Consider the following 24,221-nt stretch of genomic DNA (forward strand, 5'->3'; position numbering starts at 1 on the left):
TTCTATTTTTATTAATTTTTTCACACCTTCTGCGTGTGTTCCTGGAAAAGCAAAATGTCGTATACACCGATGAGTGATCTCGGGCAACAAGGATTGTTTGATATAACGCGGATGTTATTACAGCAGCCCGATATGGCCGCGCTTTGTGAAACATTAACCCGGTTGACCCGCCAGGCGGGTCTCGCCGACAACGCCGCGATTGTGCTGTGGCACGCCGACAGCCATCTCGCCAGCCGTTACGCCGTGCAAACCCCCGACAACAGCGCCAAATATAACGACCAGGCGCTGCTGGCAGGCGGCCCGGTGCGACACATTCTTTCTCACCCGCAGGCGCTGCGCTGCACCGCGCAGCTCTTTAGCGAGACCTGGCCCGCGGTTGCCGAAAGCCGGATCTACCCGGCATTCGCCCATTACAGCTTGCTGCCGCTCGCCGCTGAAGGGCAGATTTTTGGCGGCTGCGAATTTTTTCGCACCAGCGACAGGCCATGGAGCGACAAAGAGACCGAGCGTCTGCATACGCTGACGCAAATTGTTGCCGTGGTTGCCGAGCAGTTGCAAAGCCGCGAGCATCCCACGCCGGACTACGAGCTTCTGTGCCAGGAGCGCGACGATTTCCGCATTCTGGTCGCCATCACCAACGCCGTGCTCTCCCGGCTGCATATGGATGAGCTGGTCAGCGAAGTGGCGAAAGAGATCCACTACTACTTCGGCATTGATGCTATTAGCCTGGTGCTGCGCGGCAGCCGCAAGGGCAAACTGACCATCTACTCGACGCACTACCTGGATGAAGCCGACCCCGCCCATGAAACGCAGGAAGTCGAGGAAGAGGGAACGCTGACCGAGCGGGTATTTAGCAGCAAAGAGATGCTGCTGATTAATCTGCACGAGCGTGACAAACTCGCCCCCTACGAGCGGATGCTGTTTGAAACCTGGGGCAATAAAATTCAGACCCTGTGCCTGCTGCCGCTGATGTCGGGGAAAAATCTGCTGGGCGTACTGAAACTGGCGCAGTGCCAGAAAGAGGTGTTTACCCCGGCGAACCTGAAGCTACTTCGCCAGATTGCCGAGCGTATCGCCATTGCCGTGGATAACGCGCTGGCCTACCAGGAGATCCACCGTCTTAAAGAGCGGCTGGTGGATGAAAACCTCGCACTTACCGAACAGTTAAACAATGTCGACAGCGAGTTTGGCGAGATTATCGGGCGCAGCGATGCGATGTTCCGCGTCCTCAAGCAGGTTGAGATGGTGGCGCAGAGCAACAGCACGGTGCTGATCCTTGGCGAAACCGGCACCGGCAAAGAGCTTATCGCGCGCGCTATTCACAACCTGAGCGACCGTAACAGTCGCCGGATGGTGAAGATGAACTGCGCGGCGATGCCGGCCGGGCTGCTGGAAAGCGATCTGTTTGGTCACGAGCGCGGCGCGTTTACCGGCGCCAGCGCGCAGCGCATCGGGCGCTTTGAGCTGGCGGATAAAAGCTCGCTGTTTCTTGATGAAGTGGGCGATATGCCGCTTGAGCTGCAACCCAAGCTGCTGCGCGTATTGCAGGAGCAGGAGTTTGAGCGCCTCGGTAGCAATAAGCTGATCCAGACCGATGTGCGGCTGATCGCCGCCACCAACCGCGATCTCAAACAGATGGTCGCCGACCGGGAATTTCGCAGCGATCTCTATTACCGCCTGAATGTCTTCCCCATCCACCTGCCGCCGCTGCGTGAGCGCCCGGAAGACATTCCGCTGCTGGTGAAAGCCTTCACCTTTAAAATCGCCCGCAAAATGGGGCGCAATATTGACAGCATCCCGGCAGAAACCTTGCGTGTGCTGAGTGCGATGGAGTGGCCGGGGAATGTGCGTGAGCTGGAGAACGTGATCGAGCGTGCGGTGCTGCTGACGCGCGGCAACGTGCTGCAACTGTCGATGGCGGAAATCGCTGTACCGTCCGTCACGCCCGAACCGCCCGCCGAAGTGGCGCGCGAAGGGGAAGATGAGTATCAGTTGATTGTGCGCGTGCTGCGGGAAACCAACGGCGTGGTCGCCGGGCCAAAAGGCGCGGCGCAGCGTCTGGGACTCAAACGCACGACGCTGCTCTCCAGAATGAAACGATTAGGTATTGATAAAGAGGCGCTATAGCCGCAGACCCGACGGGCGTTTTCGCGCGTCGGGCGTTTCATTTCACCTCAGTAACGCTGTAAAACCACCGTTGCGGCAAACGCGTAACCAGCCATCGTTCCCTGACTTCACCGAATAAACGCCCTGCTTTCTCACCTGCTATTTACGCCGGTACTTCTCCGGCAGCTCCGGCACCGGGCGCTTATCATCAAGCAAATGACGCACCGTCAGCCCCGGGTGACGCCACAGCATGCGCGGCCCCGCCCAGCGCATAATCTGTTTCATCTCTTCACGTTTCGCAGGCTGGTAACAATGCACCGGGCACTGTTTGCAGGCCGGTTTCTCTTCACCGAACACGCATTTATCCAGCCGCTTTTCCGCATAAGTATACAAATCCGCGTAGTGCGCTGCGCTGCTTACCGCATCCGGGCAGGCGCGCTGATAAAGGGCAATCATTTTGCGGATAGTCAGTTTTTCTCGCAGGATCCGGGGACCAGCCATACACGTCACCAATAGTTAAGATGCATAAATAATACACCTTAATAAATGCGCAAAAAACCACGCCCGCCGCGTTTTCATGTAAAGGCCAGGCCTCTCATGCCGATACCTGTGTACGCACGTCTGCTGACGATGAAAAAATGGAGCCGTAATAACAAACGGCGCATACCCTTAAGGACAACCATGAAATCTTTTTTTCTACACCTGGCGCTGCTCACGCTGGCAATAACCGGGAGCGCAAAGGCGCAAACGCTGACCGAAAGTTTGCTGCGTTGCGACAGCACTTTTTTCAATGAACTCTATAAGCAGCGGGCAACGCTGGCGCACACCGCGCCACTGGTGACGGATAAGCAGCATCACGCCTGGTTTGCCGCGCCGAAGGACGACTCCGGTATCGTCTGGTTTAGCAAGCCGCTGCGCATAAATCAGCTCACCATTTCTGGCTTTGACAGGTCTCAGGAGTCACTGGGCAAATTGGGCGATTATTACTTCTGGGGATGGGTGATCGAAGAGCCCATCTCTGCGGTGATAGCTGCATTACCAGACGTTCACTGGCAAAAAGTCACCGACGGCTATTACGGCAATCCGCTGATCAAACGCGCCGGTGAGACAACATGGCGGGTCAACAAAACCGCCGTCAGCGGTATTGCTCCGGCAGCAGATAGCGTGGAAAAACTCGCTATGCTGGAAGTGAGCGAAGGCAAAACCTTTTTGCGCTGCTCGATTCAGGGCAAGGTCAGCAAGGACGAGTTACTGGCGGTGCGCCCGGATCTGCAAGGAGAGCAAAAATGAAAAAATCTTTGTTCATTGGCTCAGCACTGCTGCTGATGTCCGGCTGCACCAGCCATCCTGGTGCCACCGCTACGCAAGAGGAAACACCACCCAAGCGGGTCGTTAAGTTCGTGACACTCAGCAGCGGCGTCAGCTATCTCGATTTTCGCACCATTTCCCTTTACGACGGCAATCCCTATTTGCGCCGTATTGACGTGATTCATAACTACAACGAAGGCATGCCGGTGAAAAAGAATCCGCTGATGATGATTCGCAGCGAACGCCAAAGCCTGGTCGTGAACTGTGATACACACCAATTCGCCCATGTACATAAGCTCTTCTTTTCAGAGCATTTTGCCACTGGCGACAAAATCGCCCGCATGAATACGCCAGGACAGTGGCAGGATTACCCGCCAACATCCTTGATTGGCCTGACGGCAGGCTTGCTGTGTAAGCTCCCGGCGGATCGCCTGCCCGCAGAGCCCGAACGCGATACGCAAACACCGGATCTGTTCACTGTGTTACAGAACGGAAAATAGTCGTCGGCACAGAATGCTACCGGGCAACAGTGGGCAGATGCCACCGAGCATCGCCCACTGTTGGCTAACGTCACGAATGTCGGCGATTGAAAACCCGCCGTGTCGGCTGCATCTACGCTTAATAAACATCGCGCTGATAGCGATTTTCCCGCGCCATAGCCGCCAGCCAGGCGTTCGCCTCGTCAGCGCTCATACCGCCAAAGGTTTGTGCCACCTGCTTTAAGGTGTGTTCGACATCTTTCGCCATCTGGTTCGCATCGCCGCAAACATAAAAGTGCGCCCCGGCGGCTAACCAGCGCCACAACTCTTCGCCCTGCTCCAGCATGCGGTGCTGAACGTAGATTTTCCGCGCCTGATCGCGGGAAAACGCGCAGGTAAAACGTTGTAAAATGCCGTCGCACTGCCAGGCTTCCAGCTCCTCACGGTAATAAAAATCTGTTTCCGCATGCTGCTCGCCAAAGAACAGCCAGTTATCACCTTTCGCTCCCGTGGCCTGGCGCTCCTGCAAGAAACCACGAAACGGCGCAATACCGGTGCCTGCACCGACCATGATCACCGCCGTGTTCGGGTCTGCTGGCAGGCGAAAATGTGGCGAGGGCTGAATAAAGATTGCCACACGCTCGGCGCGATCCGCCAGAAAGGTCGAACAGACGCCGCCGCGTTGCTTGCTGTCGCCATACCGCACGGTAGAGACCGTCAGTTCAACGCGCTGCGGGGAAACTGTCGGGCTGGAGGAGATGGAATAGAGCCGCGGCTGTAAGCGACGCAGCGCCGCCAGCCACTGTTCAGCCGCCAGATGTACCGGGAAACACTGCAACAGGTCGATGACCTGCCGCCCCCACAGCCACTGCGTAAGTTCGGTGCTGTTTTCACTGGCGAGCAGATTATTCAGCGTTTCGTTTTGCGCGCAGTCAGCAACCAGGCGCAGCACCTCCGGGGTGATCCGCGTGATGTCGAAACAGTCGCAGAGCGCAGCCTGCAACGTCATCTCGCCCACGCCGCTAACCTGCACCATGCTTTGCCCATCCAGCGCCAGCAGATCGAGGATTTCGGCGACCCGCTGCGGGCAGTTGCGCGGCCAGACGCCCAGTGCGTCGCCCGCTTCATAGTGCAAACCGCTACCCTGCAGATCAAACGCGAACTGGCGGATCTCTTTTTCCGCCCCCGGCGCGCTCAGCAATTGGTTAGTGACCAGCGGCACGCTGACGGGAGCGTGGCGGCTGAAACCGGGTTTCGCCGTGGGTTGCTCCGCGCGTTGCGGCAGCGCACCGAGCCGCAGAATGTCAGTGTGGATCGCCGCCAGCCACTGCTGTGCTGCGTCAATATCGCCCGCATCGCACACCTGGCATGCCAGCAGCCGCTGTGCGCCAAGGGCGGCCAGCCGGGCATCGAGTTTGCGGCCAAAACCGCAAAACTGTGCGTAACTGGCATCGCCAAATGCCAGCACCGAAAACGCCGTCTCACTCAGCGCAGGTGCGTTTTCGGTGCTCAGCGCAGCCCACAACGCCGCGCCATTAGCAGGCGGATCGCCATCGCCAAAGGTGCTGGCGAGCAGTAACACGCGCGGCGCGGCGGCAATATCGTTAACACTGACGCTATCCATGGCGCGCAGTTTTACCGCCAACCCGGCATGCAGCAGCTGTTCGGCGCAGCGGCGGGCAAAGGCCTGCGCATTGCCGGTGGTGGAAGCCCACAGTACCAGCACTAACCCGCTGTCCTCATCCGTTGCGGGTGCAGCGGCGGACGCGGGTTGCTGTTCGCTGCGCGCCAGCGCGATGGCGCAGTGTTTCAGCTCAGGTTGCAGCGAAACCGGATCCAGCGCATCGCTGGTCAGCGCGTTAATCGCCAGCTTGTCGCCAAACAGATCGTTCCAGTGAAAAGGTGCAAAGCTGTTGCCGGGTCGCACCCGGTCAGTCACCACCGCAGGCAGCCGCGCTATACCGCGCCGCGAGCGGATATCAACCCAGTCGCCCTCGTTTATTGCCAACCGTTGTGCGTCCTCGGGGGATATTTCGATAAACGGGCCGGGGTTGAGCGTATTGAGCAGCGGGATTTTGCCGGTCTTGGTGAGCGTGTGCCACTGGTGCTGCACGCGCCCGGTGTTGAGCACCAGCGGGTAGTCGTCATCCGGCATTTCGGCCGGCGCGAGATCCGGGCGGGCAAAAAATTGCCCCTTGCCGCTGGCGGTAGCAAAACGCACGCGCCCGTTATCCTGCAAATAGCGAATGGGGTGGCGCGTTTGATCATCATCCGGCGCGCAGGGCCACTGCAACGGCGTCTGGCGCAGCCGCGCGTAGCTCGCGCCGCGAATGTCGTAGCCGGTTGCCGGGTTGTGAGCGGCGCGGATTTCATCAAACACCTCGGCGGCGCTGGCGTAGCGAAAGCCCTCCGCGTACCCCATTTCACACGCCACGCTGGCGATAATTTGCCAGTCGGCAAGCGCATCGCCCGGCGGAGATACCGCCTGTTGCATTAGCGTCATGGTGCGTTCGGAATTAACCATTACCCCTTCGGCTTCTGCCCACAACGCGCCCGGCAACAGAATATCGGCGTAGCGGTTGGTTTCGGTATCAAGAAACGCATCCTGCGCAATCACCAGTTCGGCGCGCGCCAGCCCGGCAATCACTTTTTCGCGGTTTGGCACGGTGGCGACCGGATTGGTGCAGATTATCCAGCAGGCTTTGATCTCACCTGCGCTCATTGCGTCAAACAGCGCGACCGTGCCGCCACCCACCTCGCCACGCAGCGTGCCCGGCGGACGTTGCCATAGCTGTTCGACGAAAGCGCGATCTTCATCCACCAGCACCGATCGCTGACCCGGCAAGCCGCCGCCCATATAGCCCATTTCCCGCCCGCCCATCGCGTTCGGCTGGCCGGTAAGCGAAAACGGCCCGCTGCCAGGGCGGCAAATTGCGCCGGTAGCGAGGTGTAAATTGCATAACGCGTTGGTGCTCCAGGTGCCGTGCGTACTCTGGTTTAGCCCCATCGTCCAGCAGCTCATCCATTCCCCCGCCTCGCCAATCCACTGCGCCGCCTGGCGAATGTCGGCTTCACGCAGCCCGGTGCGCTCCGCTACCTGCTGCGGCGTATAATCCAGCAGGAAATCCGGCATCGCCTGCCAGCCTTCGGTGTGTTGGGCAATAAAATCGTTATCCAGTTGACCGTTTTGCATAAGCCACGCCAGCAAACCGTTCAGCAATGCGAGATCGGTGCCGGGTTTGATCTGCAAAAAGAGCGAGGCTTTTTCTGCCGTGGCGGTGCACCGGGGGTCAACGACAATCAGTTTCGCCCCGGCATTGACGCGCTCCATCATGCGCAGAAACAGGATCGGATGGCAGTCGGCCATGTTGGCGCCAATCACCAAAAACAGATCGGCATGTTCAAAGTCGTCATAAGAGCCCGGCGGCCCATCCGCACCGAGCGAGAGCTTGTAGCCGCTGGCGGCGCTGGCCATACACAAGCGCGAGTTGGACTCGATATTGTTGGTGCCAATAAACCCTTTCGCCAGCTTATTCGCCAGGTATTGCGCTTCTAAAGACATCTGCCCCGAGACATACAGCGCCAGCGCATCCGGGCCATGCTTATCGATAATGCCACGCAGCCGCCGGGCGGTTTCGCGGATGGCCTCACCCATCGCCGTGCGCACCGGCTCATGCTGGCGCGATGTGCGAAGATACGCGCTATCCAGCCGGCCAGTTGCCGTTATCGCCCCGGCGCAGCTTTTGCCTTTGGTACACAGCCGCCCCTGGTTGGTCGGATGGCTTTTATCGCCCACCACGCTGATGATGCGCTGGTTTTCCACCTGCATCACCAGCCCACAGCCTACCCCGCAGTAGGGGCACACGCTTTTGATCTGCTCCATTTCGCCCCCGGGTTTGCTTAAGACGCTTCGGCAATTGCCGGGAAAGTGTTCTGCGCGGCGGGCGCATGTTGCACCCAGATTTGCCCGTGCAGGATTTTCACTGGCCAGACGCGCAGACGCTGCCCGGCATCATCGAGGCTTTGCCCGTCGCGCAGGCGAAAGCGCTTTTTATACAGCGGGGAGATAACCATCGGCTCGCCGCCCGCATCGCCCACCAGCCCGCGCGCCAGCACATTCGCCTGGCTGCCGGGTTCATGGTTTTCGAGCGCGAAAACTTGCGGCTCGCTGCCCGGCAGATGAAACAGGGCAATTTGCTGCTGACCAAGACGCGCCGCCATGCCAGCGTTCGCCGGAATATCGGCCAGTGCGGCAATCTGCTCCCACTCACTATCACCGGTATGTGGATGGTCCTGCACTGGCGGTTTTTCCTGCGCCGTTGCCGGGCGGATCTGCCCGCGCTCCGGCACCATCACTACCGCCTCATCGGGTTTATCGCTATTGAGGAAGCCCCGGAACAGCAGGCGGTTTTGCGGGTTATCGAGGGTGGTTTTCCACTCGCACTGGTAGCTGTCGACCACCTGCTGCATTTCGCGTTCCAGTTCAGCGCCAATATTGAGACTGTCTTCGAGCACCACCTGTTTGAGGTAGTCCAGCCCGCCTTCCATGTTGTCCAGCCAGGTGCTGGTGCGCTGTAGCCGGTCGGCGGTGCGGATATAGAACATCAACACCCGGTCGATGGTGCGGATCAGCGCTTCGCTGTCGAGATCGCTGGCAAACAGATCCGCGTGGCGCGGTTTCATGCCGCCGTTACCGCAGACATACAGGTTCCAGCCTTTGTCGGTGGCAATCACGCCAATGTCTTTGCCCTGCGCTTCGGCGCATTCACGGGTACAGCCGGAGACCGCCATTTTGATTTTGTGCGGCGAGCGCAGCCCCTTGTAACGGTTCTCCAGCGTGATAGCCATACCGGTGGAATCCTGCACGCCATAGCGGCACCAGGTGGAACCGACGCAGGATTTCACTGTGCGCAGGGATTTGCCGTAAGCGTGGCCGGTTTCAAACCCGGCGGCGATCAGCTCTTCCCAAATCGCCGGTAATTGCTCAAGGCGCGCGCCAAACAGATCTACTCGCTGCCCGCCGGTGATTTTGGTGTAAAGGTTGTAGCGCTGCGCTACTTCCCCGATGGCGATAAGCCCCTGCGGAGTAATTTCGCCCGCCGGGATACGCGGCACCACCGAGTAGGTGCCATCTTTTTGAATGTTGGCAAAAAAACGGTCGTTGGTGTCCTGCAATGGCAGGTGCTGCGGTTTAAGCAGGTAATCGTTCCAGCAAGACGCGAGCATGGAGCCGACCAGCGGTTTGCACACTTCGCAGCCGTGCCCCTGGCCGAACTGCGCAATCAGCGCGTCAAACGTGCGAATATCGTGCAGGCGGATCAGGTGATACAGCTCCTGACGCGACCAGGCAAAATGCTCGCAAATATCTTTTTTCACTTCCACACCAAGCTGCGCCAGCTCGTGCTCCATCACCTGTTTCAGCAGCGGCACGCAGCCGCCGCAGCCGGTGCCCGCTTTGGTGCAGCTTTTCAGTGCTCCAAGCTCGCTGCAACCGCCCGCCACGGCGGCCGCAATATCGCCCTTGCTGACGTTATGACAGGAGCAGATTTGCGCGCTGGCAGCGAGCGCTGCGACACCCAGCCCTTTTGGCGCATCGCCGGAAAGCGCAGGCAGGATCAGCGTTTGCGGCTGCGCAGGCAGCGGCATGTCGTTGAGCATCATTTGCAGCAGCAGGCTGTAATCGGCGCTATCGCCAATCAGCACCGCGCCGAGCAGCCGTTTACCATCGGCAGAGACGACAATTTTCTTGTAGATTTCACGCGGGCCATCGGTCCACTGGTAACTCTGGCTGCCGGCGGTTTTGCCGTGCGCATCGCCAATAGAGGCCACCTCGACGCCAAGCAGTTTCAGTTTGGTGCTCATATCCGCGCCGGTAAACGGCGTGTCGTGCGCGGCAAGCTTGTCCGCCACGCTGCGTGCCATCTGGTAGCCCGGTGCAACAAGGCCAAAAATCTGCCCGTTCCACAACGCGCACTCGCCGATAGCGTAAATGGCCTCATCAGAAGTCTGGCAGTGATCGTTGATGACAATGCCGCCGCGCGCCCCTTTTTGCAGCCCTGCGCTTTCTGCCAGCTCATCGCGCGGGCGAATGCCCGCCGAGAACAGCAGCAGATCGGTTTCCAGAAAACTGCCATCGGCAAAGCAGAGGCGATGGCGCGCCTGCTCGCCGTCGATGATTTCCCGCGTCTCTTTACGGGTGTGGACCTGCACGCCAAGCGCTTCGATTTTGCGTTGCAGCATCATGGCGCCGCCCTCATCGAGCTGCACCGCCATCAGGCGTGGCGCAAACTCGACAACATGGGTTTCCAGCCCCAATTGACGCAGGGCGTTGGCGGCCTCAAGCCCCAGCAAACCGCCGCCAATCACCACGCCGCGTGTCGCGTTCTTCGCCTGCGCGGCAATGGCGTCCAGATCGTCGAGCGTGCGGTATACCAGGCAACCGGGGCGCGTATTGCCGCTGATCGGCGGTACAAAAGCATACGAACCGGTGGCGAGCACCAGTGTGTCGTAATGGGTTTCCACACCCTGCGCATCGCGCACGCAGCGTTTCTGGCTGTCGATAGCGACAATTTTGCTCGCGCAGTGCAGCGTGATGCCGTTATCGGCAAAGAACCCCTCGCTTACCAGCGACAACGACTGCGCGCTGCGCCCGGCAAAATATTCCGAAAGATGCACGCGGTCATAAGCGGGCAGCCGCTCTTCGCCAAACACCACGATGTCGTAATGCTGGTGCAGTTCGCGCTCCACAAGCTGTTGCAGAAAGTAGTGGCTCACCATGCCGTGGCCGATCACCGCTAAAACGGGCTTTTTCATCACCTGGATCCTTAATGCGCAAGAGAAAGAGAGGTCAGGCCGCTTTGGGCTGTTTCTCATACAGGAAATGCAGTACTTGCTGGCGATAGCGCTGATACTGCGCGTCGTCGGCGAGCGAAACGCGCGAGCGCGGGCGCTCCAGTTCCACCGCCATCATTTCGCCAATACTCGCCGCCGGGCCGTTGGTCATCATCAACACGCGGTCCGAGAGCAGCACCGCCTCATCCACGTCGTGGGTGATCAGCACAATGGTGGTGTGCAGGCGCTGTTGGATCTCCATCACCGCATCCTGTAAATGGGCGCGGGTTAAGGCATCAAGCGCGCCGAAAGGCTCATCCATCAGCAGTACGCTCGGCTTCATCGCCAGCGCGCGGGCAATGCCGACACGCTGCTTCATGCCGCCGGAGATCTCGTGCGGGCGCTTATTCCACGCGTGGGACATGTGGACTAAATCCAGGTTGTGCATGATCCATTCATGCATCTCCACTTTGCTCATTTCGCCGCGAAACACCTGACGCACCGCCAGCCCGACGTTGTCGTACGACGTCAGCCACGGCAACAGCGAGTGGTTCTGAAACACCACGCCGCGCTCCGGCCCCGGGCCGTCGATTTCACGGTTGTTGCACAGCAGACCGCCGCTGGTGGGCAGCGTCAGCCCGGCAATCAAATTCAGCAGCGTGGATTTGCCGCAGCCGGAGTGACCAATCAGGCTGAGGGTTTCGCCGGGATGGATGTCGAAGCTGACGTTATCAAGCGCCAGAAACTCACCGCTGCTGGTGTTAAAACGCTGGCTCACTTGCTGAACCTGGATAATCGGATTGGTACGCATCAGAGCCCCCTAGCGGTTGGTGTAGTTAAAACGGTTAGCAATCCACATCAGCGCCTGCTCCAGCAGCAGGCCGACCACGCCAATCACCACGATGGCGATGATGATGTGTTCCACATTCAGGTTGTTCCATTCGTTCCAGATCCAGAAACCGATGCCGATGCCGCCGGTCAGCATTTCTGCCGCCACGATCACCAGCCAGGCAATGCCAATCGATAACCGCATGCCAGTGAGGATGCCGGGCAGCGCGGCAGGCAGCAGGATTTTGCGCATAATGGCGAACTCGGAAAGTTTCAGAACCCGCGCGACATTCAGATAATCCTGCGGGATCTGCCGCACACCTTCGGCGGTGTTGAGGATCATCGGCCAGATGGAGCAGATAAAAATCGTCCAGCTTGACGCCGGTTCCGCGCGCTGGAACAGCAGCAAACCTATCGGCAGCCAGGCGAGCGGGCTGACCGGGCGCAGCAGGGAGATGAGCGGGTTGAGCATGCTGGCGACAAAACGAAAGCGGCCAATCAAAAAACCGGTGGGAATACCGACCAGTGCGGCAAGGCCAAAACCGGTCGCCACGCGCTCTAACGAGGCCAGTACGTTCCAGCCAATGCCCTGATCGTTCGGCCCGGCGACATAAAACGGATCGGCGAAAATCTCCAGCGCCGCCAGCCACGTTTGCCACGGTGTGGGAAAGTTTTTGCTGTTCAGCGCCGCCACCTGCCACAGGCAGAGCAACAAGCCGATGCCGAGCAGCGCAGGCACCACGCGTTGCATCAGCGGGCGCAACCGCGACGGGCGACGACGCACGCGCACTTTAGCGGGCAGCGTAACGATCTCTGCCTGCTGGGGAATTTTCGCCGCTTCGTCCAGCGGGATTGGGATAACTTGCGCTTGGTTTTTCATCAGCGACCTCTCATTTTTTTACGCTAAAGCCGTTGGCGTAGGCGGCAGGGTTACTGCCGTCCCAGCGAACGCCATCCATCAACACGCTGCTGCGCATATCGCTGTCCGGCAGCGAAACATTGCCCACGCTGGCGGCGGCCTGTTTGTAGATATCAATGCGGTTCACCTGGCGGGCGATGGCGAGGTAGTCCGGGTCGCTGTCGAGCAGCCCCCAGCGTTTGTGTTGGGTGAGGAACCACATGCCATCGGAGAGCCACGGGTAGTTGACCGAGCCATCGTGGAAAAAGCGCATCGCGTGCTGATCTTTCCAGCTTTTGCCAATGCCGTTGTCGTACTGGCCGAGCATGCGGCCAACAATGGTCTCTTCTTTGGTGTTGAGATAAGCGCGACCGGCAATCACCTTCGCCGTTTCGCGACGGTTGTCGTCCGAGGCGTCAATCCAGCGCGAGGCTTCCAGAACTGCGGCGGTCAGCGCGCGGGCGCTGTTGGGGTTCTTTTCGACCCAATCGGCGCGCGTACCGAGCACTTTCTCCGGGTGATCCGGCCAGATATCCTGGCTGGTCGCGGCGGTAAAACCGATGCCATCACTGATAGCGCGCTGGTTCCAGGGCTCGCCAACGCAGTAGCCGACCATGTTGCCAATTTTCATGTTCATCACCATTTGCGGCGGCGGCACCACCACGCTGCGGATGTCGTTGAGCGGGTTAATGCCCGCGCTCGCCAGCCAGTAGTTGAGCCACATGGCGTGGGTGCCGGTCGGGAAGGTTTGCGCAAAGGTGTAGGTGCCCGCCGGGCTGGCGGCGAGATGCTTCGCCAGCGCAGGCAAATCGGTGACGCCCGCCTCGTGCAGCGCGTTAGCGAGCGTGATCCCCTGCCCGTTCTGGTTGATGGTCATCAGCGCCGCCATATTGGTTTGCGGCCCGGAAAGCCCCATTTGCAGACCGTAAAGCTGACCGTAGAGAATGTGCGAAGCATTCAGCTCGCCAGAAAGAAGCTTGTCGCGCACCGACGCCCAGTTGGCTTCTTTGCTTGGCAAAATGGTGATGCCATATTTTTTGTCGAAGCCTTTCACCGCCGCCATCACCACCGAGGCGCAATCGGTGAGCGGAATAAAGCCCACGCGGATCTCTTTAAGCTCCGGTGCGTCAGAACCGGCAGCCCATGCGCGGTTAATGACGCCCGGCACCAGCAGGCTGCCGCCGAGCGCCGCGCTGCCCAGTAAAAACTGACGGCGGGAAACCGTCATACCTTTCGTGTTGTTATCACCCATGCCACCCTCGCGCTGCTCACCGTTGTGGGATGCAAAAAAAACGGCGCCCATAAGCCTGTGCAAAGCTGCACGCTTATGGACGCCGTTGTCCGCTTAACGCTAAACCGACCGCCGTTGGCCGGGTGCGCGTTGTGATTTTTTCTGTCTGGGAAGGTTAAAGCAAAGGCTGTGCCAGAATTGAAAGCGGCAGATTTCGCGGCATATTGCCGTTAACAACCCAGCGCGGCGCACTGCGGAAGGGCACTTTTCGCACTGGCAATGTGCAGCTACTCCTTAAGGGTTAGCCTGAAAAACATCGGCCACCGCCAGCATGGCACTGGCGATTTCAATCAGCTTTTTGTTCTGGTTCATCGCCATGCGCCGCAGGGTTTTATAGGCCTCTTCTTCGCTGATTTGCCGGTGCTGCATCAACATGCTTTTGGCGCGCTCAATCTGCTTGCGCTCGTTGAGCGTTTCGCGCAGCGCCGCAAGCTCGGTATCCAGCGCCTGTAAGCGCCGCGACTGCTGTTGCACCAGCACCAGCAGTGAACGACCAAGCTGCGGGCGAACGCCGCCGCTCTCCAGCCAGCCGTGCGCGTCGCTAAAGACCGAGTAACTGCTCTCTTCGTTCTCGTGTGCGGGCATCAGGCTTTCGATATCGGCGAGTTGCTCATTATTGGCCTGCTCGGTGGCGGCAATGCGCGCCCGGCAGTGCGCCATCAGCGTTTGCGCCAGCGCATCTTCCAGCGTTTTCATCTCGTCAATGCGCTGCGTGGCAAGGGCAAACCAGCGCAGGCAACTGTCGGCTTCATATAACTCACGCCCGGTGCAGGCAATGCGCCGCAGGCGTTCAAACTGGCTGTCGGCCGCCATTTGTTGCCAGCGCAGGCGGTGTTCATCGTCGGCGAAATCAGCGAAGGTGGCAAAACAGCGCTCCTGGCGTTCAATCAGGCTGAGCAATTTCTGCTGCGTCTCTTCGCTGAAGGTGCCAGCGGCAAAGGCTGCCGCGCCGGTCGCGCGCTCCTGACCGGCGTACTCTTTGCCCTGCATAAAGCTGAACATGGCGATTAAATGCCTGGAGATGGCCGGTTCGGCGGCGGTGTCAGAAAGCTCGAACACTAGCGACAACAAATGGCGAATGATGTCGTTAAAAAAGCTCATCGCCTGCGGTAAACGCAACGTGCGCTGGCGGATTTGCTGGCGTAACGCAGGTAACACACTCAGGGCGTACACCACGCTTGCGACATGGCTGAACAGACGGCTGGCCTGCGGCAGCGCGGCAATCTGCTGCTCCAGCGTGTCGAGTTGCGCCATCAGTGGGGCTTGTGCCTGCGCCACCTCTTGTTCGCGCAGGATCAACTCATCAGCAAATTGCCCCTTGCTTGCGCAGAGGAACATATTGGAGGTTCCGCGCTCGCGTTGCAGCATGTGTACAAGCTGGCTGATTTTGCCTACCAGCTCGCCGCTTTGCAGCAGATAACGCAGGCTGTTGAGCTCACACTGGCGCGAGGCGAGCAGGAAACGGATGGTGGTCGATGAATTGGCTATCATGCGTATGCTCCAGGGAAGTCCTGCTTCCCTGATGCAAGGCGCGCGCCAGGTAGAACAAATTTAGCCGCGCGGCAGCGTCGCCCGAACCATGGCGATGATGACCGCACAAAGTTCCTCTTTCGCCTGCAACTCGCTAATGGCGCCCTGCACCGCCGCCCAGGCGAGCCCTTCGGCGGCTCCCAGCATGGCCCACAGCGGCGCATCGCGCAGCGGTTCACCGCAAAATGGTGCAAACAGAGTGCGGCATTTGCCGATGAAATCAACGGCGTATTCGCGGCGGATAGTTTCCAGCTCCGGCGTACCGGCGAGCGCCGCCAGTAAACTTGGCATTTCGCGGCCCTGAAACAGCACGCACTCAATATAAGCGGTGGCAATAACCGACGCGCGCGCGGCAAGTTCCGGCGCGGTCTTTGCCAGCGCATCATCCATTTTGCGGTTCTGGCGCTGATCATATTCGCGATAGAGCGCCGCCAGCAGCCCGGAACGGCTGGTGAAATGATCGTACACCACGGGCTTTGTGACACCGGCTAACTCCGCCAGATGGCCGAGCGTCAGCGCTTCGGTGCCCTCTTCACGAATAATGTGCCACGCGACATCCACAAGCTGCGAATAGCGATCTTCTCGCGACAAGCGCTGACGCACACGCGTTTCCGGCATGATGTTTCTCCCTTGACAGGCTTATATACTAAAAGTAACTTACTAATGGTAGGTTACTGTTCGTATATAAGACTACGTCCGTTAACGGCGGATGGCAATCAGGAGGTTCAGATGCATGCGTTAATCGTGGTTTCTCACCCTTTAGAGAGCTCGTTAACCCACAGCGTGGCGAAAGCTGTTGCGCAGGGGATAACGGATAAAAACGGAGAAAATAGCGCAGAGTTTGCCGATCTGACGCAAGAAGGCTTTAACCCGGTGTTTAATGCGGCAGATTACACCGCGTTTACCGACGGCGCGCCGCTGCCCATTGATGTGCTTGCCGAACAGGCGCGCATTGAAAAAGCCGATGCGCTGGTGCTGGTGTTCCCCATTTACTGGTGGACCATGCCTGGCCAGTTAAAAGGCTGGATTGACCGGGTGTTTTCCAACGGCTGGGCCTATGAAGAGGGCGCAAACGGCAAGGTTTCCGGCAAACTTGGTCACTTGCCGGTCCACCTTATCGCGCTGGGTGGTTCAGACATGAAAACCTTTGAAAAACATGGCTATGCGCAATCCTGGAAGACGCAGATCGCCCACGGGATTTTTGATTATTGCGGCGCGCCTGTGCTCACCAATGCCACGCTGATGCTGCCTGATTTCGGCACGCCGGAAGCGTTATTAAGCGAGGCGCAAAAAATTGGCGAGCGGATATTTACTCACCAGCAGTAAACGTCTCTCTTTATCCGCAAAAACCCGCTATACAGGCAGGTTTAACGGATAATCATCATCCACATCGCGAAAGGTAAGCACTGCATTTCTGTGTTTTTTATCGCACTTAAGCAAAATAGCCATGCCGGTGCGCTTTATTATCGGTTATTTCTCTTTTTACCCAGCCGAATAAAGGCGGGAAAAATGCCCGATGGCGAAACTATCGCCACCGGCAATTATCTCCTGCAACCGCGATTGTGCCGCCGCTTACTGACCGGAAAAGTAGCGGCGACGCAGGGCGCGGTCGCTACCGGCGACAAAATACCCGGATGCCGCATCAATCCACTGCGTGGTTTCGTACAGATATTTTGGCGACACCGCGCCTGCAACAATGCGTTGTTGCGAGCGCGCCACCGACTCACGAAACGCATAGTGGGTGAACAGGCGCATAAACTCACCAAGATAAACATCTGCTACGGCAGCGTTGCCCTTGATCACCAGCATGTTTTCATCATTGGTGTCGGTGGAGGCGGCGGAAAAATTCGCCGAACCGACAATCACAATCGGCTCCGGGCCAAGCGGGTCGATCAGCAAATATTTAGTGTGAATATACGTGACGTGCGTCTCTTCTACCGGGCTTTCAATCTCTTTCAGCCAGCGGTCAAAGGCGTTCAGCACCAAGTTTTGCCCGACGGCGACGGTGACATTTGGATGTTTGCGGATACGGTCGATTTCCGCCGCTTGTTGCTTGTACTGACTGCCGGAACCTTTTTTCTCCAGCAAGGCGAAGCGTAACACCTCGTCGGTGCGATCCCAGGCGGGGACAAACAGTTTGTTCATGCCGAAAGCGAAAGTGCCGAACAACGCGCGTTGCGCGCCCGCAGCCAGTTGAGCATACCACTCCAGCGCGGTAAGCGAGGTGCGCGGCGAAAAAACGGTACTGACTTCATCGTGCCAGGGAACCGGCGGCGCGGCGGTGATCGTTTCGACTTTTTTCGCCGTTGGCGCGCGGGTTAAATCCAGCAACAGCAATTGCCAGTAGGTTTCGTACTGCTCGGCCACGCGGGGATCGCGAACGATGTGCGCATTATTCGAGTGGCCAAAAATACCGTTTTCGCTGAGATTAGTGGAGCCGGTCCACACCTGCTGCGACACACCCTGGCGCCGAAAAACGAAGAACTTGTTATGCATATAGCGACCGGAGTGTATGCGCGGGTGCGTCAGCGCCTCGATGCCGCTATGCGCCAGATGTTTTTCATTGGACTCGCGCTGCGAGTCGCCATCGTAAATCACGCTGACGGTCGCGCCGCGCGCGGCAGCGCTTTTTAGCGCTTCATAGATGCGGCTGTTTTTGAACTCAAAAATGGCACCGTGCAGCTCATCACCTTTATCAGCCTGGCCGATAAATCGCTCCAGCCCTTCAATCAAGCCGCGCGACAGCCACTTCCACGCCGCATCGCCAATCTCCGCCGGGCTGGCATTGTGAAAACGCCGGGCATATTCCTGAGAAGCAATCGCGCCCCGGTTGAAGAAAATTGCGTGTTCACCTTTATCCACTGGCTCAGTTAACACCGTCAGTTGCACCGCATCGCCCGGCGTTAATGCCCCGGCAGGCCCGCGCATGGCGACAATTTGGTAACGATATTCAGCATTGGGCGAAACACTGTAATCAGACCATTGAAAGGTCTGGAAAGGGTGTTTGAACGAGGAAACGGGCACGCCCGGCGCGGGTGTCGGCTCGACGCTGGCGAAGGTTTTCATACCGCTTAACCAGATAACCTCCCCGTCGCTTTTTCGCGTGCGCTGAATGGCGAAACCGAGAATATTACCGGCGAGGATGTACTGTTCTGGCATATCCCAGCCCAGCAACACCACATAGCTGCCCGCCACTGCTAACGCCGTTAACTCACCTTGCTGCCCGCTAACACGCATGGTTTACCCTCCGCCGAATCAGAGACTCACATTACCGCGACACGCCGTATCAATTATAAACCGGATGTATGACGTGACGGTGATGTCGCACGCATCGGCAGCGCTTTGCGGGAAACGTGATTTTTTTCGAATAGAACTCGCCATTGCGGCGTTAACTCACTACTCACGCTACCGAAGGAACTCCAAATGAAAACGCTCGCCCCGCTGTTGCTGTCGCTATTTTTGCTGCCTGCCGCGCAGGTTTTTGCCGCCGGAGACGATAATACCAACAGCAAAACGCCAGACTGCCCGAGCGGGCAGGTTTATGACAGCACGCTCAAACAGTGTGTGGCGGAAAAAAGCAGCCGCCTCAGCGACGACGATAAAACCCATTACGCTTATCATCTGGCAAAAAAAAGGGGAGTATCAGGCGGCGCTGAATTTGCTGGATACGCTGAAAAACGCCAATACCGCCGAAGCCTGGAACTACCGGGGTTACGCCACGCGCAAACTGGGCCGCACCGATGAAGGCATTGGCTATTATCAGCGTTCGCTGGCGCTCAACCCGCAGTATGCGAAAGTGCGTGAATATCTCGGTGAAGCGTGGCTGGTAAAAGGCCGCCCGGATCTGGCAAAAGAGCAACTGAAGACCATCGCCACGATTTGCGGTGTGCAATGCGAGGAGTATCGCGATTTGCAGGCGGCGATTAATGGTCACCCTGAGTCCTGACTACCGGTGCGAGGAGCGCAAAATCACCACCAGTGACGTTCGCCAGCAACTTGCTGCACATCTGACACGCCTGTGGCGCTATGGGCTGGTTCTGTCGCGCAACCGCGAGGTTGCCGAAGAACTGGTGCAGTCGACCTGCGTTCGCGCGCTGGAAAAGAGCGCGCAATTTACCCCCGGCACACGCATCGACAGCTGGCTGTTCGCCATTCTGCATTCGATCTGGATCTCCGATCTGCGCGCGCGCCGCGTGCGGATGGGGCAAGGTTTTGTGGAGAGCGACGAACTGCAGGCGGCGGATACCCACGCCCAGGATGACGCGCGGCGGCATTACGCGAAAGTCATGCAGCACGTCAGCGCGCTGCCGGAGGCGCAGCGCAACACCGTATTTCTGGTTTATGTCGAAGGTTTTACCTATCAGGAAGCGGCAGACACGCTCGCAGTGCCTGTCGGCACGATCATGAGCCGGCTGGCAAGCGCACGCGCGACGCTGGCGAAAAAAGCCAACACGCCGCCGAAACCTCAGGAGAAACGCTCGTGAAACCCAGTATGTTTACACCGCCCTACCAGGATGACGCGATTGTCGCCTGGCTCGATGGCGAGATGAGTGAAGCGGATGCGCAACAATTTGAAAACCAGCTTGCACAAGACGAACAGCTTGCCAGCCGTACCGAGGCGCTAAAACAGGATCGAGCGGATTTCGCCGGGGCCTTCGCACCGCTGCTCAATGAGGCCCCCGAAGCGCGCATGCAGGCGCGGTTGAACGAGCTGCTGGCTTCGCCCCGCTCATCCACAGGTATCAGCCGCCGTTCGCTGATTGCCGCGTCGCTCAGTTTTCTGGTGATTGGCAGCGGGTTTGGCTATTTCGCAAGAACACTGGCGGTGGCGCGCGATGAGAGCGAGAAAATCCGCGATCTCGAGGCGCAATACATGTCGCTGTATAGCGCGGAAACGCTGCTGGATGCAGACAGCTCGCCCACGGCATTGCAACGCGGGCTGGCGCGCACGGCACAGGATATCGGCTTAAGTGTGAAGGTGGCGCAACTTGTCCTGACCGGCGCAGAACTGAAAATGGTGCGCATGCTGCGTTATGACAGCACCTCGATTGCGCAAATCGCCTGGATGGATGCGGAGTATGGCCCGATGGCGCTGTGCATTTCGCCTGAACGACATGCCCAAACGCGCGCCTTAACGCCTGAAAATCGCCACGATATGCATCTCGTCTGGTGGCAACAGCGTGGCTATCAATTTGTGCTGATAGGCCGAAATCCGCCGTCACAATTGTCACAACACGCGCAGGCGCTGCACGCCGCGCTGTCATAAATCCCGCCCGTCACGGTTTACGCTGGCTGGCGGGCTTGCGCATGGATTTCAATATTTATCGTTACCGTGTCGTCCACCAGCATGGCGAACTTATCCATGTTAAATGCCGAACGGGAGATAGCGGTAGTGGCGTGGAGTGACAGTTGCCCCGAATCCGCCCTGCCCTGTTTTTGCAGCGTGGCGTCGAGGATCACCGGGCGGCGAACATTTTTTACCGCGAGGGAACCAAAAACCCGGAAATGCCCGTCGCCTAAATCCACCACCCGGCTACTGCTAAAAGCGATTGTCGGGTAGTGCTCCGCATCAAAAAACAGACTGCTTTTTAACTGGTAAGTCAGCAGGCTGTTCGAGGCAATAAGTGTCGCAACAGGGATCGTCACGTTGATGCGATCCTCAATCTCCTTTGCCGGGTTCAGCGTTACGTCGCCACTCACCCCTTCAAGATGCGCCTGTGAAACGCCGCCAAAGGCGTGCCAGGAGAGCGCAACCGTGGTTGCCGGCGTGGCGATGCGGTAGCTGAGCGGCATCGCCTGTGCTCCCGGCGCGCTTAAAAGACCAATCATCATGGCCGGAATGATGCGTTTCATAAATGGATCCTCCCGATTGCAGATACCCCGTAAACGCACCAGGCGGGAATTTTATTCGTTATAACGGCTTTTGCTTACAAAATTGTCAGTTAACGGTCAGGCAATTGTTAGCGGCGACGCTTTATATTATTGGCGTCAGTTATAGGTAATCATCAGGGCCAGCGTCATGAAACTCCTTTTAATCGAAGATGAAGAGAAAATTTCGTCTTACATCAACACCGCGCTTCGCGAGCAGGGTTACAACGTCGATGTCTGCGCAGACGGGCGCGAGGGGTTGTTCCTGGCAACGGAGATGGACTACGACGCCATTATTCTGGATGTCATGCTGCCGTCGATGGACGGGTATACCGTCATCACCAGCCTGCGCAAGCTGAAACAGACGCCGGTGCTGATGCTTTCCGCGCGCGGTTCGCTTGATGAGCGGGTTAAAGGGCTGCGACTGGGCGCGGATGATTACCTGACCAAACCCTTTTCGCTGATTGAGCTGGTGGCGCGCATTCAGGCGCTGCTGCGCCGCCGACCAACCGACGGGCTCGATATTTCTCAGTTGCAGGTTCACAACCTGCAACTCGATTTGCTCGCGCGCAAAGTTTACCGCAACGGTACGCGCATCGACCTGACGCAAAAGGAGTTCGCCCTGTTAAGCCTGCTCGCCAGGCACCAGGGGGAAGTGCTGTCGAAAATGATGATTGCCGAGCAGGTCTGGGATATGAACTTTGAAAGCGACGCCAATATTGTCGAAGTCGCTATCAAACGTTTACGCGCCAAAATCGACTCCCCGTTTGAAGAAAAGCTGCTGCACACCGTGCGCGGCATGGGTTACATCCTTGAGTATCGCAACGAAGATCCCGGCAAAATGAGTGCGTATGTTTAAACGTTCTATTTCCCGCAAACTGGCGCTGACGTTTGCGGTGGTCACCTTATGTATTGCCCTCGCCTATGCGCTTTGCCTGCGGGAATCGCTGCGCGAATCGCTGAATAAACAGATGCATAACGAATTGATGTTCCGCTACTCACTGGTGGAGCCGTTGATCGTTTCCAAGTTTAATCACCATGAACTCGATGAGCTCAAAACCAAACTGATGAGCCTGAGTAACTCGGAAGGCGGGCGCGTTCACTACTGGATTTTAAGCAGCGATCCGACGCTGCAAGTGGGTGGCGAGCCGCCAAAAGAGATCAATCTCAACGCGCTTACCGATGGCTTCAGCCGCGTTAACCGGGAAAAAACCGACCAGTGCCCGCTGTTTATTCTGACGAAAACCATTCGCTACCGCGATGGCGTGACGCCGCTACATTTTGTGGTTTCTATCGACTCCACGCCGTATATGGGCACGCTGAATGAATTTACCCAGGTGCTGATTTTTATCACCACCATGGGCGTGCTGTTCGTGACTTTTTTAGGCTTTGTTATCTCCCGCCAGGGGATGCAACCGGTGGAACTCCTCAGCCAGCAGGCGCGTGAACTTGCGCCGGGAATTGACGGCCAGCGGCTGGACGCTACCGCGCTACCGCAGGAGCTGCAGGGTCTGGCAGAAGCCTTTAACGGCGTGCTTGCCCGCCAGCAAACCGCATGGCGACAACTGGAAAGTTTTAACGCCGATGTGGCGCACGAGTTGAGAACGCCGCTCTCAAGCATTCTCGGCCAGACACAACTGGCCCTTTCGCGCAAACGCAGCCATGAGGAGCTCGAAGCCTGCCTCGAATCAAACCTTGAGGAGGTAAACCGCATGACGTCGATCGTCAACGACATGCTGTTTTTGTCCCATGCGCAAACCGGTAAACATCCGGCGCAGCTTGCGGAAGTGTCGCTGCGCGAGGAAGCGTTAAAAACAGCCGAATATACCGAACCGTCGTTTACCGATCGCCATTTGCACTTGCTGATCGAAGGTGATGTGACGATCTGCGTCGACAGGCGGTTGTTTACCCGCTCGCTCGCTAATTTGCTGGAAAACAGCGCCCGCTACGCCTACGAAAACAGTCAGGTTACGGTCACGTTAAGTAGCAACGATCAGCATGCGACGGTGAGCGTTAAAAATTATGGCGATGCCATTGAAAGCCACCATCTGGAAAGATTATTTGAGCGATTTTACCGCGCCGATCACGCCAGAACGCAAAGCGATACCAACCACGGGCTTGGGCTGTCGATTGTCAAAGCGGTGGCGCAAATGCACGGCGGCGATGTCTTTGCCACCAGCCTGAACGGCGAAAATACCTTTGGCTTTACGCTGGCGCTAAATAAATAGCGCCAGCCATTCCTGACAGCTTTGACAGAGTGGTGTCATTCGCCCGTCAGGGTGTCGCCAATATACTGTTCATGCTCACTCATTGGTTTTTTTATTCAAGGAATCGCGCATGAACACTCACACGATTATTATCATTGCCCGTATCTTAATTACCCCGCTATTTTTATATAGCGGCAGCGGAAAAATAATTAACTTCACCGATAACGTATTAAAAACGCCGTTTGGCGACATGCTAATTGGCAAACTGATGATCATTTTTGCCATTGCCATTGAGCTGGGTGGCAGCATTGCATTTATTGTTGGTTATCGGGTAAAAGAAATATCGCTATTGTGGATCTTCTATATTTTCCTCACCAGTATTATGTTCCATCAATTCTGGGCGGCGAGCGGCCCCCAGCAAGCCGGGCAGGTGATTCAATTCACCAAAAACATGAGCATTTGTGCCGGCCTGCTCTGTTTCTACCTGCTGGCGCGTGAACAACGAAAATCATAGCCAGCAAAAAAGCGCCCTGCGCGGCGCCTTTTTCAATGTCTGAATCATTAACCCCGGCCTTTCGCGAATGAAAGACCGGGGTTAATTGCACACTATTATTTATACAAAATCGCATTGCCATAAATATACTCATCGCCACCGGCGGAGATGATTTTATAGTATTTCGCGTTATCTTTTTCAGCGGCTTGCTGAACTTGTGCTTCGAGATCCGCGACTGTATCGGCTTTGGCAATTGAAATGGTGCCCATCGGCACCAGGCCGCTATCGTCGGTGACCGGTTGCGCGGCAAACGCGCCGAAAGAGATTGCACTAAACAGTGTTGCAGCAAGCACGGTGTTAATAAGGGTTTTCATAATAAAGC

The 24,221-nt window shown here is 57.6% G+C and carries 20 protein-coding genes and 1 pseudogene; 10 read left to right on the forward strand and 11 right to left on the reverse strand.

Features of this window, described 5'->3' with window-relative positions; all coding sequences use genetic code 11:
• Positions 1–54 precede the first annotated feature (54 nt).
• Complete coding sequence (gene flhA / locus ACFX4U_RS16380; RefSeq protein WP_313508719.1) at positions 55–2,127, forward strand: formate hydrogenlyase transcriptional activator FlhA; 2,073 nt, start codon at positions 55–57, stop codon at positions 2,125–2,127.
• A gap of 138 nt (positions 2,128–2,265) precedes the next feature.
• On the opposite strand, the gene ACFX4U_RS16385 is transcribed toward flhA, so the two are convergent.
• Positions 2,266–2,607: a nitrous oxide-stimulated promoter family protein gene (locus tag ACFX4U_RS16385; RefSeq protein WP_313508716.1), complete on the reverse strand. Its 342-nt coding sequence runs from the start codon at positions 2,605–2,607 to the stop codon at positions 2,266–2,268.
• Between the two features lie 180 nt (positions 2,608–2,787).
• Between ACFX4U_RS16385 and ACFX4U_RS16390 the strand changes: the two genes are divergently transcribed.
• Together ACFX4U_RS16390 and ACFX4U_RS16395 are read left to right on the forward strand one after the other, a co-directional pair.
• Positions 2,788–3,396 carry a hypothetical protein gene (locus ACFX4U_RS16390; RefSeq protein ID WP_305735178.1) on the forward strand — a complete coding sequence of 203 codons (609 nt, stop codon included), beginning with the start codon at positions 2,788–2,790 and terminating at the stop codon, positions 3,394–3,396.
• A complete protein-coding gene (locus tag ACFX4U_RS16395; RefSeq protein WP_313508713.1) occupies positions 3,393–3,914 on the forward strand; it encodes a surface-adhesin E family protein in 522 nt (173 codons plus the stop codon). The genes ACFX4U_RS16390 and ACFX4U_RS16395 overlap by 4 nt, the downstream gene beginning before the upstream one ends.
• A 118-nt stretch (positions 3,915–4,032) precedes the next feature.
• Here ACFX4U_RS16395 and ACFX4U_RS16400 read toward each other — a convergent pair whose 3' ends face one another.
• From ACFX4U_RS16400 to ACFX4U_RS16430, 7 genes are all read right to left on the reverse strand, one after another.
• Positions 4,033–7,776, reverse strand: coding sequence for a bifunctional nitrate reductase/sulfite reductase flavoprotein subunit alpha (locus ACFX4U_RS16400; RefSeq protein WP_313508710.1), 3,744 nt, complete (start codon positions 7,774–7,776; stop codon positions 4,033–4,035).
• Positions 7,777–7,793: 17 nt separating this feature from the next.
• On the reverse strand, positions 7,794–10,706 hold the full coding sequence (gene nirB, locus ACFX4U_RS16405) for a nitrite reductase large subunit NirB (RefSeq protein WP_313508707.1): 2,913 nt from the start codon (positions 10,704–10,706) through the stop codon (positions 7,794–7,796).
• 34 nt (positions 10,707–10,740) lie between these two features.
• On the reverse strand, positions 10,741–11,535 hold the full coding sequence (locus ACFX4U_RS16410; RefSeq protein ID WP_313508705.1) for an ABC transporter ATP-binding protein: 795 nt from the start codon (positions 11,533–11,535) through the stop codon (positions 10,741–10,743).
• 9 nt (positions 11,536–11,544) lie between these two features.
• The gene (gene ntrB, locus ACFX4U_RS16415) at positions 11,545–12,432 is read right to left on the reverse strand and encodes a nitrate ABC transporter permease (protein WP_313508703.1); all 888 of its coding nucleotides are present in this window, start codon (positions 12,430–12,432) and stop codon (positions 11,545–11,547) included.
• 10 nt (positions 12,433–12,442) lie between these two features.
• Complete coding sequence (locus ACFX4U_RS16420; protein WP_305735172.1) at positions 12,443–13,702, reverse strand: CmpA/NrtA family ABC transporter substrate-binding protein; 1,260 nt, start codon at positions 13,700–13,702, stop codon at positions 12,443–12,445.
• Positions 13,703–13,975: 273 nt separating this feature from the next.
• A complete protein-coding gene (locus ACFX4U_RS16425; RefSeq protein ID WP_313508698.1) occupies positions 13,976–15,232 on the reverse strand; it encodes a nitrate- and nitrite sensing domain-containing protein in 1,257 nt (418 codons plus the stop codon).
• Positions 15,233–15,292: 60 nt separating this feature from the next.
• Positions 15,293–15,889: a TetR/AcrR family transcriptional regulator gene (locus ACFX4U_RS16430; protein ID WP_313508695.1), complete on the reverse strand. Its 597-nt coding sequence runs from the start codon at positions 15,887–15,889 to the stop codon at positions 15,293–15,295.
• Between the two features lie 111 nt (positions 15,890–16,000).
• Between ACFX4U_RS16430 and ACFX4U_RS16435 the strand changes: the two genes are divergently transcribed.
• Positions 16,001–16,597: an NAD(P)H-dependent oxidoreductase gene (locus ACFX4U_RS16435; protein ID WP_313508692.1), complete on the forward strand. Its 597-nt coding sequence runs from the start codon at positions 16,001–16,003 to the stop codon at positions 16,595–16,597.
• A gap of 246 nt (positions 16,598–16,843) precedes the next feature.
• Here the strand turns inward: ACFX4U_RS16435 and ACFX4U_RS16440 are convergent, their stop codons facing one another.
• Positions 16,844–18,508 carry a phospholipase D-like domain-containing protein gene (locus tag ACFX4U_RS16440; RefSeq protein ID WP_313508689.1) on the reverse strand — a complete coding sequence of 555 codons (1,665 nt, stop codon included), beginning with the start codon at positions 18,506–18,508 and terminating at the stop codon, positions 16,844–16,846.
• 186 nt (positions 18,509–18,694) lie between these two features.
• Here ACFX4U_RS16440 and ACFX4U_RS16445 point away from each other — a divergent pair.
• The 3 genes and pseudogenes from ACFX4U_RS16445 (at position 18,695) to ACFX4U_RS16455 (ending at position 20,537) form a co-directional block, all read left to right on the forward strand.
• Positions 18,695–19,217, forward strand: a pseudogene (locus tag ACFX4U_RS16445) (tetratricopeptide repeat protein).
• Positions 19,198–19,755 carry a sigma-70 family RNA polymerase sigma factor gene (locus tag ACFX4U_RS16450; protein WP_313508686.1) on the forward strand — a complete coding sequence of 186 codons (558 nt, stop codon included), beginning with the start codon at positions 19,198–19,200 and terminating at the stop codon, positions 19,753–19,755. Before ACFX4U_RS16445 ends, ACFX4U_RS16450 begins: the two are co-directional and overlap by 20 nt.
• Complete coding sequence (locus ACFX4U_RS16455) at positions 19,752–20,537, forward strand: hypothetical protein (protein WP_313508684.1); 786 nt, start codon at positions 19,752–19,754, stop codon at positions 20,535–20,537. The genes ACFX4U_RS16450 and ACFX4U_RS16455 overlap by 4 nt, the downstream gene beginning before the upstream one ends.
• Positions 20,538–20,554: 17 nt before the next feature.
• On the opposite strand, the gene ACFX4U_RS16460 is transcribed toward ACFX4U_RS16455, so the two are convergent.
• Positions 20,555–21,124 carry a YceI family protein gene (locus ACFX4U_RS16460; protein ID WP_313508680.1) on the reverse strand — a complete coding sequence of 190 codons (570 nt, stop codon included), beginning with the start codon at positions 21,122–21,124 and terminating at the stop codon, positions 20,555–20,557.
• 166 nt (positions 21,125–21,290) lie between these two features.
• Between ACFX4U_RS16460 and ACFX4U_RS16465 the strand changes: the two genes are divergently transcribed.
• The 3 genes from ACFX4U_RS16465 (at position 21,291) to ACFX4U_RS16475 (ending at position 23,860) form a co-directional block, all read left to right on the forward strand.
• Positions 21,291–21,998, forward strand: a complete 708-nt coding sequence (locus ACFX4U_RS16465) for a heavy metal response regulator transcription factor (RefSeq protein ID WP_305735163.1) — start codon at positions 21,291–21,293, stop codon at positions 21,996–21,998.
• Complete coding sequence (locus ACFX4U_RS16470; protein ID WP_305735162.1) at positions 21,991–23,367, forward strand: heavy metal sensor histidine kinase; 1,377 nt, start codon at positions 21,991–21,993, stop codon at positions 23,365–23,367. The genes ACFX4U_RS16465 and ACFX4U_RS16470 overlap by 8 nt, the downstream gene beginning before the upstream one ends.
• A gap of 109 nt (positions 23,368–23,476) precedes the next feature.
• Positions 23,477–23,860, forward strand: a complete 384-nt coding sequence (locus ACFX4U_RS16475) for a DoxX family protein (protein WP_200552489.1) — start codon at positions 23,477–23,479, stop codon at positions 23,858–23,860.
• Between the two features lie 95 nt (positions 23,861–23,955).
• On the opposite strand, the gene ACFX4U_RS16480 is transcribed toward ACFX4U_RS16475, so the two are convergent.
• Positions 23,956–24,213, reverse strand: coding sequence for a YdgH/BhsA/McbA-like domain containing protein (locus ACFX4U_RS16480; RefSeq protein WP_025263863.1), 258 nt, complete (start codon positions 24,211–24,213; stop codon positions 23,956–23,958).
• Positions 24,214–24,221: the final 8 nt, after the last annotated feature.

This window comes from Kosakonia sp. YIM B13588 (assembly GCF_042788165.1).
Lineage (GTDB): Bacteria > Pseudomonadota > Gammaproteobacteria > Enterobacterales > Enterobacteriaceae > Kosakonia > Kosakonia sacchari.

What these genes read in the sequence shown, in the direction of transcription:
- flhA (WP_313508719.1), top strand. Translation starts at nt 55, where the DNA reads ATGTCGTATACACCGATGAGTGATCTCGGGCAACAAGGATTGTTTGAT.
- ACFX4U_RS16385 (WP_313508716.1), bottom strand. Translation starts at nt 2,607, where the DNA reads ATGGCTGGTCCCCGGATCCTGCGAGAAAAACTGACTATCCGCAAAATG.
- ACFX4U_RS16390 (WP_305735178.1), top strand. Translation starts at nt 2,788, where the DNA reads ATGAAATCTTTTTTTCTACACCTGGCGCTGCTCACGCTGGCAATAACC.
- ACFX4U_RS16395 (WP_313508713.1), top strand. Translation starts at nt 3,393, where the DNA reads ATGAAAAAATCTTTGTTCATTGGCTCAGCACTGCTGCTGATGTCCGGC.
- ACFX4U_RS16400 (WP_313508710.1), bottom strand. Translation starts at nt 7,776, where the DNA reads ATGGAGCAGATCAAAAGCGTGTGCCCCTACTGCGGGGTAGGCTGTGGG.
- nirB (WP_313508707.1), bottom strand. Translation starts at nt 10,706, where the DNA reads ATGAAAAAGCCCGTTTTAGCGGTGATCGGCCACGGCATGGTGAGCCAC.
- ACFX4U_RS16410 (WP_313508705.1), bottom strand. Translation starts at nt 11,535, where the DNA reads ATGCGTACCAATCCGATTATCCAGGTTCAGCAAGTGAGCCAGCGTTTT.
- ntrB (WP_313508703.1), bottom strand. Translation starts at nt 12,432, where the DNA reads ATGAAAAACCAAGCGCAAGTTATCCCAATCCCGCTGGACGAAGCGGCG.
- ACFX4U_RS16420 (WP_305735172.1), bottom strand. Translation starts at nt 13,702, where the DNA reads ATGGGTGATAACAACACGAAAGGTATGACGGTTTCCCGCCGTCAGTTT.
- ACFX4U_RS16425 (WP_313508698.1), bottom strand. Translation starts at nt 15,232, where the DNA reads ATGATAGCCAATTCATCGACCACCATCCGTTTCCTGCTCGCCTCGCGC.
- ACFX4U_RS16430 (WP_313508695.1), bottom strand. Translation starts at nt 15,889, where the DNA reads ATGCCGGAAACGCGTGTGCGTCAGCGCTTGTCGCGAGAAGATCGCTAT.
- ACFX4U_RS16435 (WP_313508692.1), top strand. Translation starts at nt 16,001, where the DNA reads ATGCATGCGTTAATCGTGGTTTCTCACCCTTTAGAGAGCTCGTTAACC.
- ACFX4U_RS16440 (WP_313508689.1), bottom strand. Translation starts at nt 18,508, where the DNA reads ATGCGTGTTAGCGGGCAGCAAGGTGAGTTAACGGCGTTAGCAGTGGCG.
- ACFX4U_RS16450 (WP_313508686.1), top strand. Translation starts at nt 19,198, where the DNA reads ATGGTCACCCTGAGTCCTGACTACCGGTGCGAGGAGCGCAAAATCACC.
- ACFX4U_RS16460 (WP_313508680.1), bottom strand. Translation starts at nt 21,124, where the DNA reads ATGAAACGCATCATTCCGGCCATGATGATTGGTCTTTTAAGCGCGCCG.
- ACFX4U_RS16465 (WP_305735163.1), top strand. Translation starts at nt 21,291, where the DNA reads ATGAAACTCCTTTTAATCGAAGATGAAGAGAAAATTTCGTCTTACATC.
- ACFX4U_RS16470 (WP_305735162.1), top strand. Translation starts at nt 21,991, where the DNA reads ATGTTTAAACGTTCTATTTCCCGCAAACTGGCGCTGACGTTTGCGGTG.
- ACFX4U_RS16475 (WP_200552489.1), top strand. Translation starts at nt 23,477, where the DNA reads ATGAACACTCACACGATTATTATCATTGCCCGTATCTTAATTACCCCG.
- ACFX4U_RS16480 (WP_025263863.1), bottom strand. Translation starts at nt 24,213, where the DNA reads ATGAAAACCCTTATTAACACCGTGCTTGCTGCAACACTGTTTAGTGCA.